Genomic DNA, 15,709 nt, shown 5'->3' with positions numbered 1-15,709 from the left:
CGGTAGCCTCAGGAATGAAGATCCGTTAGCCACAGAGGGCACAGAGATCACAGAGAAAAACTGATGGCTGTATGGGATGTCCATCCGTCGGGCAAGGCATTGAGTGTCTGTAGGTTGGCTTCATCTCTGTGTCCTCTGTGTTCTCTGTGGCAAAAAGGTTTTGCTTCAGTAGTTGCGGGCGGCGACGACGCCGACGTCGCGCAGCAGGTTTTCCGCCACGGGGCCGGAACGGCGGTGCGCCTTCTCGCGCTCCAGCTGTTTGTTGACCATGTTCCAGTCGAGGTCGAGGAAGGTCACGCTCTCCAGCGCGTCCTGCTCGGCCTCGCGGAACAGGCCGTGCAGCGACTTCTTGGTGATGGCGCGGCCGCCGAGGCCGGCGATCACGGTATAGCCGTGCAGGTGCAGGCCCGACAGCGCCATGCGCACGTTGGTCGACAGGATGCCGCCGAGGCCGATCGCCATGCTCTTCTCCAGCACCACCACGCGCTTCGCGCCCTGCAGGCCCTCGCGCACGCGGGCGATCGGGAAGGGACGGAACAGCGTGATGCCGAGCACGCCGATCCTGTGGCCTTCCTCGCGCATCTCGTCCACCACGTCCTTGATGGTGCCGAGCACCGAGCCCATGGCGACGATGATGGTCTCGGCATCTTCGGTGCGGTAAGTGTGGGTCAGGCCGCCGCTGTCGCGGCCGAAGATCTGCCTGAACTCGGCGGCGAAGGCGGGGATGCGCTCCAGCGCCTGCAGTTGCTTGGCGTGGGCGAGGTAACGCACCTCCATGAAGGCCTCGGGACCGACCATGGCGCCGATCGACACCGGGTCGGCGGGGTCGAGCACCTGGCGCGGTTCGTAGGTCGGCAGGTAGGCGTCGACCTGGGCCTGGGTCGGCATGTCCACGCGCTCGTAGGCGTGGGTCAGGATGAAGCCGTCCATGCAGACCATCACCGGCAAGGAGAGTTCTTCGGCGAGGCGGAAGGCCTGGATGTGCAGGTCGAGCGCTTCCTGGTTGGTTTCGGCGAACAGCTGCAGCCAGCCCGAGTCGCGCTGCGACAGCGCGTCGGAATGGTCGTTCCAGATGTTGATCGGCGCGCCGATGGAGCGGTTGGCCACGGTCATGACGATCGGCAGGCCGAGGCCGGAGGCGTTGTACACCGCCTCGGCCATGTAGAGCAGGCCTTGCGAAGCCGTTGCCGTGTAGCTGCGCGCGCCGGCGGCGGAGGCGCCGATGGCTACCGACATGGCGGCGAACTCGGATTCGACGTTGATGAACTCGCAGGGTGCGAGCGTACCGTCCTTGACCATTTCGCCCAGCGCCTCGACGATGTGGGTCTGCGGCGAAATCGGATAGGCGCAGATCACCTCGGGGCGGCACAGGGCCACCGCCTCGGCGACGGCGCGCGAGCCTTCAGTCTGCTTGAGCATGCTCGGTTTCCTTTCTGCGCGCTGCTTCCATCTCGGCAATGACGATCGCGTAGGCCTCCCTGGCGGCGGCGATGTTGCCCGCGGCGACCTTGCCGGAAAAGCGTTCGCCGATCGCCTTGATCACCGACTCGATCTTCAGCACCCCGGCGATGGCGGCAAAGCCGCCCAGCAGCGGCACGTTGGGCACCGGGCGGCCGACATGCTTGAGCGCCAGCTCCATCGCCGGCACCGTGCATAGCCGCTCGTGGCGCCAGTCGCGGATCATGTCGCCAAGGCCCAGTTGGTCGAAGGTCTTGTTGGTGTTGATGAGGATGTAGCCGTCCTGCTTGAGGCCGGCGAAGACGTCGACCTGGTGCAGCAGGGTCGGGTCCTGGATGATGATCGCGTCGGGCTCCATGATCGGCTCGCGCAGGCGGATCTCGCGGTCGGAAATGCGGCAGAAGGCCACCACCGGTGCGCCCATGCGCTCGGAGCCGAAACTGGGAAAGGCCTGGGCGTGGCGCCCCTCGTCGAAAGCCGCGACCGAAAGCATTTCCGCCGCGGTCACCACCCCCTGGCCGCCGCGGCCGTGGATGCGTACCTGGAACATGGTTTACCTCCCTCTTGATGCGACGAAAGCATACCCCTGTCGTGTGCGCTTGGGGAATCGGGCCGGCGTGGCGCCGGACTGCGGCCATGCCGCGGGCGGTGCGTCCGGTAGAATTGCGTTTTTGCCCGCATCCAGGCCCAAGCATGAAGCATATAACCGACGACGTACGCATCCGCGAGATCAAGGAACTCTCGCCTCCCGGCCACATCCTGCGCGAATTTCCCACCAGCGACGCGGCGGCCGAAACCACCTACCAGGCGCGCCAGGCCGTACATCGCGTGCTGCACGGCGCCGATGCCCGGCTGGTGGTTGTGGTCGGACCCTGTTCGATCCACGACTACGACGCGGCGATGGAGTACGCGCGCCGGCTGCGCCAGGAGGCGACCCGCTTCGCCGACGACCTGGTGATCCTGATGCGGGTGTATTTCGAGAAGCCGCGTACCACGGTGGGCTGGAAGGGCCTGATCAACGATCCGCGCATGGACGGCAGCTTCCGCATCAACGACGGCCTGCGCCTGGCGCGCAAGCTCCTGTGGGAGATCAACGAACTAGGCCTGCCCTGCGGCACCGAGTTTCTCGACACCATCACGCCGCAATACACGGCCGACCTGATCAGCTGGGGCGCGATCGGTGCGCGCACCACGGAATCGCAGGTGCATCGCGAACTGGCCTCCGGCCTCTCGTGTCCGGTCGGCTTCAAGAACGGCACCGACGGCAACATCCGCATCGCCGTCGATGCGATCAAGGCCGCGGCCAGCCCGCATCATTTCCTGTCGGTGACCAAGGCCGGCCATTCGGCCATCGTCTCGACCAACGGCAACGAGGATTGCCACGTCATCCTGCGTGGCGGCAAGGCGCCGAACTACGATGCCGCCGCGGTCGACGCGGCCTGCATCGAACTGGGCAAGGCCGGCCTCGCCGCGCGCGTGATGGTCGATTTCTCGCATGCCAACAGCAGCAAGCAGTTCAAGCGTCAGATCGACGTCGCGCGCGATATTGCGGCGCAGATGGCGGCCGGTGAAGACCGCATTTTCGGCGTCATGATCGAATCGCATCTCAAGGAAGGCCGCCAGGACCTGACACCGGGCAAGCCGCTCGAATACGGCGTTTCGGTCACCGATGCCTGTCTCGGCTGGGACGACACGCAGCTCGCGCTGGAAATTCTCGCGGATGCGGTCAAGGCTCGCCGCGTAGCCCTAGCCGAAAAGTAAACCGCATCATGACCGGCCGCCTGTTCGCCGCGCTGCTGGTCCTCACGCTGGCCTTCCGCTTCTGGCTGGCGGCGGCGTTTCCGATCACCGGCGACGAGGCCTATTTCATCTGGTGGGGCTGGAAGCCGGACTGGGGCTTCTACGACCATCCGCCGCTGATCGGCTGGTGGCTCGCAGCCCTGCTGCAGTTCGGCGATGCCGAATGGTGGCTGCGCCTGCCGGTGATCCTGCAGCCGGCCTTGCTGGCGCTCACCATCTATTGGGCGCTGCCGCGTCTGGTGGTCGGCGTCGGCGCCGAGCGCCGGCTGTGGGCTGCCGCGCTGGTGCTGCTGGCGCCGGTGAATGTCTGGAACGTGTTCATCACCACCGACACGCCGCTGATCTATTGCAGCGTTCTCTCCGGCCTGGCCTGGATCCGTGCGTCGCAGGACGACGCGCCAAGGTGGTATCTGGCCGCCGGGCTGTTGCTGGCCGGCGCCGTGCTCTCCAAGTATTTCGCGGCGATTCTCGGCTTTGCCTATCTGGTCGATGTGCTGCGGCGACGCACGCCCGGCGCCTGGGCGGGGCTGGCCATCGCCTACGCCTGCACGCTGCCGGCGCTGGCGCTGATGGCCTGGTGGAACAGCGCCAACTGCTGGCCGAACTACATGTTCAACTTCGTCAATCGCCACGGCGATGCCGGCTGGTCGATCAAGACGCCGCTGCTCTATGCCGTGACGCTGATCTATGTGCTGGGGCCGCCGGTACTGTGGCTGGCGTGGCGCAATCGCCGTCTTGTAGGGCCGGCTTCAGCCGGCCAGGGGGTGGATGGCGGTGTAGGGCCGGCTTCAGCCGGCCAGAATGGATGGCGGACTGAAGTCCGCCCTACAGTCCGCCCTACGTCCGCCCTGCCTCAAACGGCATTGACCACGCTGGCGTGGCTGCCCTTTCTGTTGTTCGCGATCCTCGCGCTGGTCAAGCAGATCGGCTTGCACTGGCTGCTGTCCTTCGTCCCCTTCGCGCTGATCTGGCTGACGCTGCGCCTGGCGCCGGCCAGCCTGAACCGGCTCGGGCTGTTCTTCGTCGGCTTCGCCACGCTGCACGTCGCCGCGATCCTGATCGTTTCGCGGGTGCCGCTGGAGACCTGGCAGAAGACCCGCCTCTATGACGGTATCGTGTTGACTTTCGAGCATCAGGCGCTGGCGCGCGAACTGCAGCCCTACAGGAAAGACTGGGTGCTGGCGATGGACGGTTATTCGAACGCCGTGACCCTGGGCTACAACCTGCGCCAGTACGTGGTGGTCTTCGGCGAGGCGTCGAGCCATGCGCGCCACGATGATCTGGTGACGGATTTCCGCGCCCTGGCGGGCCGCGATTTCCTGATCCTGCGAAAGTCGGCGCCGAATCTCGACGACTACCGCAAGTATTTCCGCGAGGTCGGCGCCGACAGCTTCGAGATTCGCGGCGCGCGCTTCTGGCGGGTCAAGGGCCAGAGCTTCGACTATGCGGCCTACCGCGAGGGCGTGCTGGCCGGCGTGCGGCGGAAGTACTATGCGATTCCTGCCTGGCTGCCGCAAACTGCCTGTTATATGTGCGATCGATATTTCCCGGGGGAAGCATGCCGCCGCTGATCCAGCTTTTGCGGCCCCACCAGTGGCTGAAGAACGGCTTCGTCTTCGTCGGCCTGCTGTTCGGCCATGCCTGGACCGATCCGCTCAGGCTCGGCCAGGCGCTGGCCGCCTTCGCCGCGTTCTGCCTGCTGGCCTCGGCCGTGTATGTGATGAACGACCTGATCGACCGCGAGCAGGACCGGCTGCATCCAAAAAAGCAGCGCCGGCCGCTGGCGGCGGGCACCGTGAGCGTGGCTGCCGCCAGCGTTCTGGCCGCCGTGCTGCTGCTGGCCGGCGGCAGCATCGCCTGGCTCTGGGCCGGTTCGGCGCCCTGGATTTTCCTAGTCTACGTCGTGCTCAACATCGCCTACAGTTACCGCCTCAAGCACGTCGTGATCCTCGACGTGTTCATCATCGCCTCGGGTTTCATGCTGCGCATCCTCGCCGGCACGCTCGGGCTGGGCATCGCCCCGTCGCAATGGCTGCTGCTGTGCGGCCTGATGCTGACGCTGTTCCTCGGCTTCGCCAAGCGCCGCGCCGAACTCAACGCGCTGCTGGCGGAAAGCGCCGGCCACCGGCGCGTGCTGGAGCACTACACGGCGCCGATGCTGGACCAGTTCATCGGCATCGCCGCGGCCGGCACGGTGATTTCCTACGCGCTGTACACGGTCAGCGCCGAGACCGTCGCCCTGCACGGCACGCGCGGACTGATCGCGACCGTGCCCTTCGTGCTCTACGGCATGTTGCGCTACCTGTGGCGCCTGCATACCCGCGGCGGCGGCGGCGACCCGGCGCAGGAACTGCTTTCCGACCCCCACCTGCTGGCGGCCACGGCGGGCTGGCTGCTGCTGGTGCTGGCGCTGCTGGGCGGGGCTATAATGCCACGGCCATGAGCGCGATCGACCACATTCCCAACGTCGAATATCTCGGCGATGCCGTGCCCTTCGTCGGCCGCATCCGCGAGATCATCGAGGTCATCCAGTTGTTCGAGGACTTCGAGCCGGATGAGCTGGAAGGCCTCGCCCGCTACATGCGCTGCTACCGCGCGCCCCTGGGCACTGAGATCATCCACGAGGGCGACAACGGGGACTTCATGCTGCTGCTGCTCGACGGCAGCGTCGAGATCGTCAAGAAGGACGTGCGCGGCCTGGCGCAGATCATGGGCACCGCCGGTCCCGGCAAGACGCTGGGCGAAATGTCGCTGATCGACGGCGAGCCGCGCTTCGCCAGCTGCGTCGCGCTCGACACGGTCGAAGTCGCCGTACTCGATCGCGAAAGCCTGTCGCGCATCATCACCGAAGAGCCGCGCATCGGCGTCAAGCTGATGATGGAACTGCTGATGCTGCTCAACCAGCGGCTGCGCAGCGTCAGCGCGCAACTGATGGACTGCATGGAAGCGCGGCGCTCGCGCATCCGCTAGACCGGCCCCTGCCGGCGCCGCTTCACTGCCCGACCGGGCGCAGCACAAATACCTCGGGATCGTCGCCATGCTCCAGCAGCACTGCGCGTACCCGTGCCTGCCAGCATTCGCGAAACTCGGCAGCCTGTTCCGGCGTGGCGCTGCCGTCGAGGCACTTTTGCATCAGTTCGATGGTCTGCGGCGCGAAAGGCACCGACTGCAGGCGCGCCGCAATATCGACGGCCTGGCCGGTATCGACGCGGGTAAAACGGATTTCCTCCCTGACGTCTGCCGAGAAATACAGCAGATGGCGCCGGTCGAAACGTCCGCCGAGACCCTTGAAGCCGGTGTCGTGGGTGGCGCCGGTGAGCAGGGTGACGACATTGGCCATGACGCCGGTGACGCCCGACAACTGATCCTGGCGGAATGCGACGCGAATTCCGCCGCGCTCCGGCAAGCTGTCCGGGTAGAGCTCGGTCAGCGCCTTCAGCGTCATCCAGTAGGCAGAAGCCACGGTGGGGCAGGAATGGCCGGCCAGCTTGACCGCATCGAGGTAGGCGTATTCGATGCGGCCATTTTCCGCCGCGCCGAGGAACTCGGCGAGCGGGTCATACACGCTCAGGCGACGTACCTGAGCGTAGAAAGCCGGCGTCTGCACCGTCTTATTGCTTCTTGATGAAGTCGATCACGATGTTGCCCGGCTCGCGCTGGCGGTAGGTGATTTCCACTGCGTCGCCATAGCGTTGCACCAGTTGGTCGAGCAGCGGCAGCGGGTCGTGGTCATTGACGAAACGCATGGTTTCGCCGGCGCGCAGCGCGTCGAGCGCACCGAATATCGCAGCATGGCGAAAACGCTTGGCGATGCCGCGGGCGTCGAAGGGATAGATCGAATCGGGGGAGAGATGAACATGCATGGCGTTTTACCTGTGGGTTAGGGTGACGCCACTATGCATTTTCCCCGTCGCCGGTAAATTGATGTAAATCAGTTATAAAACATAAACTTAAAACCATACTAAAAAAGTAGGCTTTAGATCGCCCCGATTGCGGTGGCGGCGGGCTGGCCGCGACTTTTGTCGAATACGGATGGTGCATGCCAGCGCGACAGATGCGTGCGCCATGACGTAGCATGTACGGCCCGGCATCGGTGGCCCATTCCCAATCCGTCATGATGGTCTCGCCATGAGCTTCCATTTCCTGCAAAGCCTGTTCAATCCGCAAAGCATTGCCGTGATCGGCGCCAGTGCGCGCCCGCAGCGGATCGGCAACGTGCTGATGCGCAACCTGCTGGCCGGCGGATTCGGCGGCGTCATCATGCCGGTGAACCCGAAGCGCGATGCCGTGGCCGGGGTGCTGACCTACCCGACGGTTGCGGCCCTGCCGCAGACGCCCGACCTGGCGATCATCTGCACGCCGGCGGCGACGATTCCCGCCCTGATCGACGATCTTGGCCGGCGTGGTACGCGTGCCGCGATCATCATGGCGGGCTACTTGTCGACCACGCTCAGCGCCGACGGGCGACCGCTGGGCGAGGTGATTCTCGAAGCCGCGCGTCGCCACGGCGTGCGCCTGCTGGGCGGCAGCACGCTGGGCATCGTGGTGCCGAAGTCGGGAATCAACGCCACCTTTTCCCAGATGCGGGTGCAGCCGGGCAAGCTCGGTTTTGTTTCGCAGTCCGATGCCGTCGGCACCATGGTGCTCGACTGGGCGCTGCCGAAGAAGGTCGGCTTCTCTCACTTCGTCTCGCTGGGCGACGCGCTGGATATCGGCTTCGGCGAAGTCCTCGATTTTCTTGCCAGCGATCCGGATACCCAGGCCATCCTGCTCTACATCGAATCGATACGCGACCGGCGCAGCTTCATGGCGGCGGCGCGGGCGGCGGCGCGCAACAAGCCGGTGGTGGCGATCAAGGCCGGGCGCGCGCCGCACCAGCGCCTGCTGGGCATCTCCGATCCGCTGTTCCTGGATCTGCCGAACCTGATCAGCAGCGACGATGTGTTCGATGCGGTCTTGCGCCGCGCCGGCATCCTGCGCGTCGAACATCTCGACGAACTGTTCGGCGCCGTGGAGACCGTGGTGCGTTCGCGGCCGATGAGCGGCAGCCGCCTGGTGGCCATCAGCAACGGCGGCGGCGGCGGCATCATGGCCGAGGACAGCCTGTACCTCGGCGGTTATGCGATGCCCGCGCTCAGCGAACAGACCGTGGCGCGGCTGCGGCGCATCCTTCCGCCGAGCTGGGACGGCTGCAATCCCATCGACATTCGCGTGGATGCCAGCGCCGAACGCTATGCGGCGGTGCTCAAGGCGCTCTGCGAGGAAAACGCCGCGAACGCGATACTCGTGATGCACACGCCGAATGCGCTCACCGATAGTCGCGACATCGCCGAGACGGTGATCAAGGCCGCGAAATCCATCACCTGCAACCTGCTGACCTGCTGGATCGGCGACGAAAGCGTCGCCGCCGAACGCATGCGCTTCGTCGATGCAGGCATTCCAACCTTCTCCACGCCGGGGCATGGTGCGCGGGCTTTTCTCCACATCGACAATCATCGTTTGGCGCGCGAGCTGCTGATGCAGGTGCCACCGTCCATCCCCAGCAGCTTCAGTCCCGACGTCGCGGGCGCGCGCCGCATCGTCAGCGTTGCGCTGGGGGAAGGCAGAACACAACTGACCGAGGCGGAATCGAAAGCCATCTTCTCTGCTTACGGCATCCCGGTCGTGCCGACCCACCCGGCAGCGGATCCGCAGCAGGCGGCCCAGGTCGCGCAGCGCATCGGCCTGCCGGTGGCCCTGACCGTGATGTCGCGCGACCTGCGCCGCAAGTGGGACATCGGCGGCGTGGCGCTCAACCTGGAAACCGCCGAGGCGGTCGAGGCCGCCGCCCGCGGCATGATAGAGCGGGCGCGCCTGATGTGCCCAGAGGTGACGATCGGCGGTTTCAACGTCCAGGTCATGGTCCCGCGCGGCCAGGCGCGGCAGCTGATCGTCGGCGTCGCCAGCGATCCGCTGTTCGGCCCGCTGATCATTTTCGGCGAGGGCGGACGCGCGGTGGAAGTCTACCGCGACATGTCGGTGGGATTGCCGCCGCTGAACATGCCGCTGGCCCATGACCTGATCGGCCGCAGCCGCGCCGCGGCCTTGCTGGAGAGCCACCATGGCTATCCGGCGGCGGATCGCGAGGCGATCGCCCTGGTGCTGACCAAGATCTCGCAGCTGCTGATCGACTTGCCGCAGATCGTCGAGCTCGACATCAATCCGCTGTTCGCCGACCACCTGGGCGTGACGGTCGTCGATGCCCACATCCGGTTATCGGCGGCGCCGATCGACCCATACCGCCTGGCGATCCAGCCCTACCCGCAGGCGCTCGAAGCAGCCGCCACGCTGCGCAACGGGCGGCCGGTGCTGTTCCGACCGATACGCCCGGAAGATGAGGCCGCACACTACGCTTTCCTGTCGCAGATGAGCGAGCAGGATCTGGTCTACCGCTTCTTCCATTACGTCAAGGAGCTTCCGCGCCGCGACATGGCCAGGCTGACGCAGATCGATTACGACCGCGAAATGGCCTTCATCGCCTGCGCCACCGGCGCCGACGGCAAGCCGGAAACCCTCGGCGTGGTGCGCGCCGTTGCCGCACCGGACAGCCATGTCGCCGAATTCGCCATCATCATCCGCTCCGACTTGAAGGGCCAGGGCCTGGGCTCCGGCCTGCTGCGCAAGATGATCGATTATTCCGCCGCGCGCGGCATCCGCACATTCACCGGCGACGTGATGTACGACAACCAGCCGATGCTGAACCTGCTCAAGGCCTTCGGCTTCAGTTTCGGGCGCGCCGAAGAAGCCGGCATCGTGCGCTGCACGCTCGATCTGCAGCCCGTGCTTCCCGGGTAGCGGCGGCGCGCCCTCAGGCGTTCTTGCCTTTTTGCCACAGCACGTCGCCGCCGCCTGCCGCCTTGTTCAGCCAGCGGCCGAGCACGAACAGCAGGTCGGACAGGCGATTCAGGTATTGCCGTCCGGCGTCCGAAACGGCTTCCTCGGCGGCCAAAGCCACGGTCATGCGTTCGGCGCGGCGGCAGACGGTGCGCGCGAGATGGGTCAGCGCCGCGGCGCGCGCGGCGCTGGACCGCCCCGAGCCGCGCAATTCATCACCCGGAGCGGACACAGTCCGCGAACCGTCGTCACCCCCTTCGGGAAGGGGGCTGGGGGGAAGGGGAACCCCTGCGCCCGGCAGGATGAATTCCTTGAGCGGGCCGAGATCGGCGTTGTAGCGATCGATCGCGGCTTCCAGGCGTGCCGGCTGCGTGGCTTTCAGCAGCGTCGCGCCGGGAATCGAGATTTCGCCGCCGAGGTCGAACAAGTCGTGCTGGATGCCGGTGAACAGCTCGCGTATGTCGGCCGGCAGTTCTTCGCAGAGGATCACGCCGAGCAGCGAGTTGAGTTCATCGATGTCGCCCATCGCGGCGACGCGGGCGGAATTCTTGGAGGTGCGCGAACCATCGCCGAGGCCGGTGGTGCCGGCATCGCCGGTGCGGGTGTAGATCTTCGAAAGGCGGTGTCCCATGGCGGGCTTCCTGTGGTGGGGGAGTGCCCGATTATGGCGCAGGCTGCGGAAAGTTGGCGCTGATGAAGCCCCTGCGCAGCAAGGCGGTCGAGCAAAGTACGCTCTGATGAAGCCCCTGCGCAGCAAGGCGGTCGAGCAAAGTTCGCTCTCCTCGCCGCTGCGGATCCTCGCCGCTGCGGATGGCGAGACGGTGTCAGGCCTGTTTCGCCACCGCGCTGTCGATTTGCGGCGCCTCGGCGCCGGAACGCACCACCAGCACGGCGCAATCGAGGCGGCCGATGATCTGGTCGGCCATGCCGCGGCCCAGGCTCTGCTGATAGCCGATCACCACCAGGTCGGCGCCGAGCTCCCGCGCCGCGGCGGGGATGGCCTGTTCCGGGGCGCCTTCGACGATCAGGCTGTCGCATTCGATGCCTTCGACGCGGATTCGGGCGGCCTTGAGCGCCAGGTCATCGGCGGCGTTTTCGCGGTCCCTGCCGGTGGCCACTGTCGCGACCAGGGTCAGCGGGATGTGCGTGACCTTGGATATCTGTCCGGCGATTTCGGCGACGCGATCGCTGTCCATCGATCCGTCGCTGGCGACCAGGATGCGCTGCCGCCACATCTGCGACTGCCAGCCGGCGATCAGCACATGGCAGTGCGCCTGGTCGATGATCTGCTCGGCGATGTCGCCCAGCAGGCGCTGCTTGAGGTCGCCGCGCGGCGGACGGCGGCCGATGATCACAATGTTGGTGTCGGCCGTCGTTGCGGCGGCGACCACCTCCTTCACCGCCTGCTTGCCGTGGCGCACTATCTCCTCGGTATGGACGCCGGCCACCAGCGCCGCGCGCGTGGCCACCGCGAGCCGGGCGCGGGCCATTTCATCGTCCTCCGCGGTCGGTACCGAGGTCATCACGTCGAGCGTGACGCCAAAGCTCTTCGCCAGCGCGATGGCGATTTCCTGCGGCGCATGGCTGAATTCGCTGCCGTCGGTGGCCAGCAGCAGGCGCTGGCGGCGGAAGCCGTCGGGCAGCAGCTTGCCGGTGCAGGGCTTGAAGATGCGCGTCTTGCAGGTACGGCAGATATCCGGATCGAGGGTCCAGTAGAGCGCGCTGGTGACGTCGGTCATCACCGGGAAGAAGGCGCCTTCGCCGATATCCTTGGTATAGCCGCCCTGGCGCAGGAACTGGTAGTTCGCCTGGTTCAGGCGGTAGAAATACAGGCCGCCGCCCAGGCGCCGTCGCCGCCGCGCCTCCTGCGCCAGGATCTCGGCGCCGGCGATGTCGATGGTATTGAGGCTGGCGGCCGCGATCAGCACCGACTTCTGCTGCGGGTTGTCCTCGTCGATCTGCTGCAAGGCCTGCTGCACGAAGCTCGCGGCGCCGAAATAGACTGAGCCGTTGATGCGCACGATGCGCATTTGCGGGCATTCCGGCCGTCCCTTGGCGCGCACGAAGTGGTAGGCGCCTTCCTCCGGTGCCGGCACCAGGGGCACGATCTCGGGCTTCGACGAGCGGTAGAGATACATCACCAGCGAAAGGAAGACGCCGATGAAAATACCGGCTTCGAGATTGAACAGCGTGCCGACCAGGGTCGCGCCGAGGATCACCGATTCCGCCTTGCTGGTGTGCCAGATATGGCTGATGTGGTGGAAGTCGATCAGGCCCCAGGCCACCAGGAACAGGATGCCGCCCATCGCCGCATTGGGCAGGTAGGCGGCGAGCGGCGCCACCAGCAGCAGCACCAGCAGCAGGAAGGCCGTGGCAAAAATCGAGGCCAGCGGCGTGCGCGCGCCGGCTTCGTAGTTCACTCCGCTGCGGTTGAAGGAACCGCTCGATGCGTAGGCCGAGAAAAACGACCCGACCAGGTTGGACAGGCCCTGGCCGATGAATTCCTGGTTGGCGTCGATGCGTTGCTCGGAGCGCACCGCGATGGCGCGCGAGATCGACACCGCCTCGGTCAGCGCCAGCATGGTGATGACCAGCGCCGGGCCGAGGGTATGGCGCAGGGTGTCGAGCGAGAAGTCGGGCATCGACAGCGGCGGCAACTGCGCGGGCAGGGCGCCGACGGTCATGATGCCGGTGGAATCCTGTCCCTGCCAGAGGTTGAGGATTTCCGCCACGATGCTGCCGACGATCATCGCCGCGATCATGTAGGGAATCTTCTTCAGGTAGCGCCGGGCGAGTATGCCGGTGGCCAGCGTGATGCCGCCGACACCGGCGACCCAGGGATTGATGTTGCCGGCCTGCACGATCAATTGGCGGATGATTTCGTAGAAGGGCGTGCCGCGCGGGATGTCGATGCCGAAGAAATTGCGCACCTGGCTGGCCGCGATCAGGATCGCCGCGCCGGCGGTGAAGCCGATCACCACGGTATGCGAAATGAAATTCACCAGCGCACCCATGCGCGCCAGGCCCAGCACCAGCTGGAACACGCCGACGAGGAAGGTCAGCGTCAGCACCAGGTTGATGTACTGCGCCGAGCCGGGCTCGGCCTGGTGCGACAGCGCGGCGAAAACGGCGATCGAAATCGCCGTGGTCGGCCCCGACACCAGGTGCCAGCTCGACCCGAACAGCGCGCCGATCACCGCCGGCATCATCGCCGCATAGAGGCCGTATTGCGGCGGCAGGCCGGCGATGGTGGCGAAAGCAACGCCTTGCGGCAGCACGATCAGGGCGCCGCTGAAGCCGGCGAGCAAGTCGTCCTTGAGGCTGCGCCGGGTGATCAGCGGCCACCAGAGCAGGAAGGGGAAGAATTTGCCCAGCGGGCCGGCAGGCAGTTTCATGTTGGCGGGAGTCGGCGCGTCGCCGAGAGGCTGTGGCAGGGCGGAAGCCATGAATATTAGCAGATCGTAATGTTGGCTCAAAGCCGGCAGGATGCCGGGAGCAACCGATCATGCTAGGCGCTGCCGCGTGAAGGCAGCGTCAAGAAGTCGTGAAGTCCAGGGTGACCGTAGTGCCTTTTTCGAGATCGCTTCGCAGCGCGACCTGCCAGCCGAGGCGGTCGCAGACGCGTTTGACGAGAAACAGGCCGATGCCGGCGCCGACGCTCTCGGGTCCGCGGTAGTGGCGTTCGAAGACGCGGGCGAGGGCCTCGTCGCCGATGCCGCTGCCGCTGTCCCGCACCGTCAGCGACGCGGGGTCGAGCGCGACCGCGATGACGCCGTCGCGCGTATGGGCCACGGCGTTGTGCACCAGGTTGGCGATGACGATGGCAAACAGCGCCGGCGGCACCTTGAGTTCCACCGTCGCCGGCGCGTCGAGTTTCAGCGTCGTGCCGCGCGACGCCGCCAGCGTGCGATAGCGCTCGATGCAGGCGGCGGCAAGGCGCGTCGCATCGCAGGTTTCGTCGAGCGGTGCGTAGTCCTCGCGCGCCAGCAGCAGCAGCGCGGCGATCAGTTGCGCCATTTCCTCGGCCGCGCGTTCGATGCGCGCCACGCGTTCGCGCTGTGCCGCGTCCAGGCCCGGGTCTTCGGCCAGCACCTCGGCGGCGCCGCGGATCACCGCCAGCGGCGTGCGCAGTTCATGGCTGGCGTCGGCGGCGAAACTGCGTTCGCGCTCGACGAAGGCCGCCAGACGCGCCAGGTAGCGCTCGAAGGCATGCGCCAGTTCGTCGATCTCGTCGCCCGGGGCGGCCGCCGCCACGATGGCCGGCAGGCGCGGCGGACTTTCCGGGTCGGCGTCGGTCACCGCGCGCGCCAGTTCGGTAACCGGTGCGATCACGCGCCCGGCCAGCCACAGGCCGCCCACCGCGGCGAGCAGGGTCATCAATACCGCGCCGGCCACCAGGTAGCCGAGGAAACGCTGCTGGCGGCGCTTCTGCCGCACCTCGTCGAACAGGATCACGTAGCGGCTGCCGTCCTGTTCGGCGACCGCCGCGCGATACGGGATGCCGTCGAGTTCGATTTCGTGCTGGCCCGCAGGCAGGGTGCGCAAGGGCGGCGGCAGGTCGTCGCCGATTGAGCCAGATGAACCGGACGCCATGGAGTAGCCGCGCAGGCTGGCGGCGGCCGGCGGCAGCGAGTTCGGATTGCGCGCGCGGCGCGCCATGTAGTCCTCCAGCTCGGCCGTCAGCGTCTGATCCATCAGCCGCTGCGACACGTCGAGGGTGGCGAACCAGATGCCGAGGCTGAGCAGCAGGCTCAGCGCGGCGCCCAGGCCGGCGAAGGCCATGGCGACGCGCAGGCGAAGACTACGGCGGCGTGCCATCGTCGGCCGGGTCGGCGGGGTCTGGCGGTGCGATCTGCCAGCCGAGCCCGCGCAGGGTGTGCAGCAAGGGTTGGCGGAAAGGCTTGTCGATCGCGGCGCGCAGCAGGTGCAGATGGCTGCGCAGGGCGTCGGAATCCGGCGGCGCATCGTGCCAGATGGCGCGCTCCATTTCCTCGCGGCCGAGCACGCGCGGCGAGGCGCGCAGCAGGGTTTCGAGCATGCGCAGCGGGATCGGCGGCAGGGCGATTTCGCGGCCGCCGCGGGTGACGCGCAAGGTCGCGGTGTCGAAGCACAGGTCGGCCACGCGCAACTCGCCCTGCGCCACGCTGGCCTGGGCGCGCCGGGCCAGCGCCAGGATGCGCGCGGCCACCTCGCGCAGGGCGAAGGGCTTGACCAGGTAATCGTCGGCGCCGGCTTCGAGGCCGGCGATCTTGTCGTCGAGGGTGTCGCGTGCCGTCAGCATCAGGATCGGCGTTGCCTTGCCGACTTCCTCGCGCAGACGACGGCACAGCGCGATGCCGTCCATGCCGGGCAGGATCAGGTCGAGCAGGATCACGTCGAAACTCTGGCTGCTGGCCAGATGCAGTCCGGCGATACCGTCGCCGGCCGCGTCGACCAGATGCCCCTTGGCCGTCAGGTAGTCGACCAGATTGGCGGCGAGATCGGGGTTGTCCTCGACGACGAGGATCTTCAGCGGGGAAGTTTTCCGCGCCGGATTGGCGGTGGGTGGCAGTGGGCTCATGGGTCGATTATCCCGCAG

13 protein-coding genes are annotated in these 15,709 nt (G+C 66.7%); 5 read left to right on the top strand and 8 right to left on the bottom strand.

Annotated elements, in window-relative coordinates:
* Window positions 1-165 precede the first annotated feature (165 nt).
* Window positions 166-1,419, bottom strand: a complete 1,254-nt coding sequence (gene porA / locus RMO95_RS16305; protein WP_310451707.1) for a pyruvate ferredoxin oxidoreductase — start codon at window positions 1,417-1,419, stop codon at window positions 166-168.
* Window positions 1,403-2,008 (bottom strand): 2-oxoacid:acceptor oxidoreductase family protein, encoded by a 606-nt coding sequence (locus RMO95_RS16300; protein ID WP_310451706.1) that lies wholly within the window; start codon window positions 2,006-2,008, stop codon window positions 1,403-1,405. The genes porA and RMO95_RS16300 overlap by 17 nt, the downstream gene beginning before the upstream one ends.
* Before the next feature lie 143 nt (window positions 2,009-2,151).
* On the opposite strand from RMO95_RS16300, the gene aroG reads away from it, so the two are divergent.
* From aroG to RMO95_RS16280, 4 genes are read left to right on the top strand one after another with little or no spacing between them, the layout of a single operon-like run.
* Entirely contained in the window at window positions 2,152-3,219 is a 1,068-nt protein-coding gene (gene aroG, locus RMO95_RS16295) for a 3-deoxy-7-phosphoheptulonate synthase AroG (protein WP_310451705.1), read from the top strand.
* 8 nt (window positions 3,220-3,227) lie between these two features.
* Window positions 3,228-4,829: a glycosyltransferase family 39 protein gene (locus RMO95_RS16290; protein WP_310451704.1), complete on the top strand. Its 1,602-nt coding sequence runs from the start codon at window positions 3,228-3,230 to the stop codon at window positions 4,827-4,829.
* Window positions 4,817-5,701, top strand: coding sequence for a decaprenyl-phosphate phosphoribosyltransferase (locus tag RMO95_RS16285; protein WP_310451703.1), 885 nt, complete (start codon window positions 4,817-4,819; stop codon window positions 5,699-5,701). The genes RMO95_RS16290 and RMO95_RS16285 overlap by 13 nt, the downstream gene beginning before the upstream one ends.
* The gene (locus RMO95_RS16280) at window positions 5,698-6,228 is read left to right on the top strand and encodes a cyclic nucleotide-binding domain-containing protein (protein WP_310451702.1); all 531 of its coding nucleotides are present in this window, start codon (window positions 5,698-5,700) and stop codon (window positions 6,226-6,228) included. The genes RMO95_RS16285 and RMO95_RS16280 overlap by 4 nt, the downstream gene beginning before the upstream one ends.
* A gap of 22 nt (window positions 6,229-6,250) precedes the next feature.
* Here RMO95_RS16280 and RMO95_RS16275 read toward each other — a convergent pair whose 3' ends face one another.
* Together RMO95_RS16275 and RMO95_RS16270 are read right to left on the bottom strand one after the other, a co-directional pair.
* On the bottom strand, window positions 6,251-6,865 hold the full coding sequence (locus RMO95_RS16275; RefSeq protein ID WP_310451701.1) for an FmdE family protein: 615 nt from the start codon (window positions 6,863-6,865) through the stop codon (window positions 6,251-6,253).
* Window positions 6,866-6,869: 4 nt separating this feature from the next.
* On the bottom strand, window positions 6,870-7,121 hold the full coding sequence (locus tag RMO95_RS16270; RefSeq protein WP_310451700.1) for a DUF2249 domain-containing protein: 252 nt from the start codon (window positions 7,119-7,121) through the stop codon (window positions 6,870-6,872).
* Between the two features lie 265 nt (window positions 7,122-7,386).
* Between RMO95_RS16270 and RMO95_RS16265 the strand changes: the two genes are divergently transcribed.
* Complete coding sequence (locus tag RMO95_RS16265) at window positions 7,387-10,092, top strand: bifunctional acetate--CoA ligase family protein/GNAT family N-acetyltransferase (protein ID WP_310451699.1); 2,706 nt, start codon at window positions 7,387-7,389, stop codon at window positions 10,090-10,092.
* Window positions 10,093-10,105: 13 nt separating this feature from the next.
* Here the strand turns inward: RMO95_RS16265 and RMO95_RS16260 are convergent, their stop codons facing one another.
* The 4 genes from RMO95_RS16260 to RMO95_RS16245 form a co-directional block, all read right to left on the bottom strand.
* On the bottom strand, window positions 10,106-10,762 hold the full coding sequence (locus RMO95_RS16260) for an ATP:cob(I)alamin adenosyltransferase (protein WP_310451698.1): 657 nt from the start codon (window positions 10,760-10,762) through the stop codon (window positions 10,106-10,108).
* Window positions 10,763-10,955: 193 nt separating this feature from the next.
* Window positions 10,956-13,577, bottom strand: a complete 2,622-nt coding sequence (sulP, locus tag RMO95_RS16255; RefSeq protein WP_310451697.1) for a sulfate permease — start codon at window positions 13,575-13,577, stop codon at window positions 10,956-10,958.
* Between the two features lie 88 nt (window positions 13,578-13,665).
* Window positions 13,666-14,949, bottom strand: coding sequence for a HAMP domain-containing sensor histidine kinase (locus tag RMO95_RS16250; RefSeq protein ID WP_310451696.1), 1,284 nt, complete (start codon window positions 14,947-14,949; stop codon window positions 13,666-13,668).
* On the bottom strand, window positions 14,933-15,643 hold the full coding sequence (locus RMO95_RS16245) for a response regulator transcription factor (protein ID WP_409574970.1): 711 nt from the start codon (window positions 15,641-15,643) through the stop codon (window positions 14,933-14,935). The genes RMO95_RS16250 and RMO95_RS16245 overlap by 17 nt, the downstream gene beginning before the upstream one ends.
* Window positions 15,644-15,709 lie beyond the last annotated feature (66 nt).

It is taken from the genome of Sulfuritalea sp. (assembly GCF_031426875.1).
In the GTDB taxonomy this organism is placed as follows: Bacteria; Pseudomonadota; Gammaproteobacteria; order Burkholderiales; family Rhodocyclaceae; genus Sulfuritalea.
The sequence above is the reverse complement of the archived record's forward strand: the minus strand, read 5'-3'. Positions and strand labels throughout refer to the sequence as shown.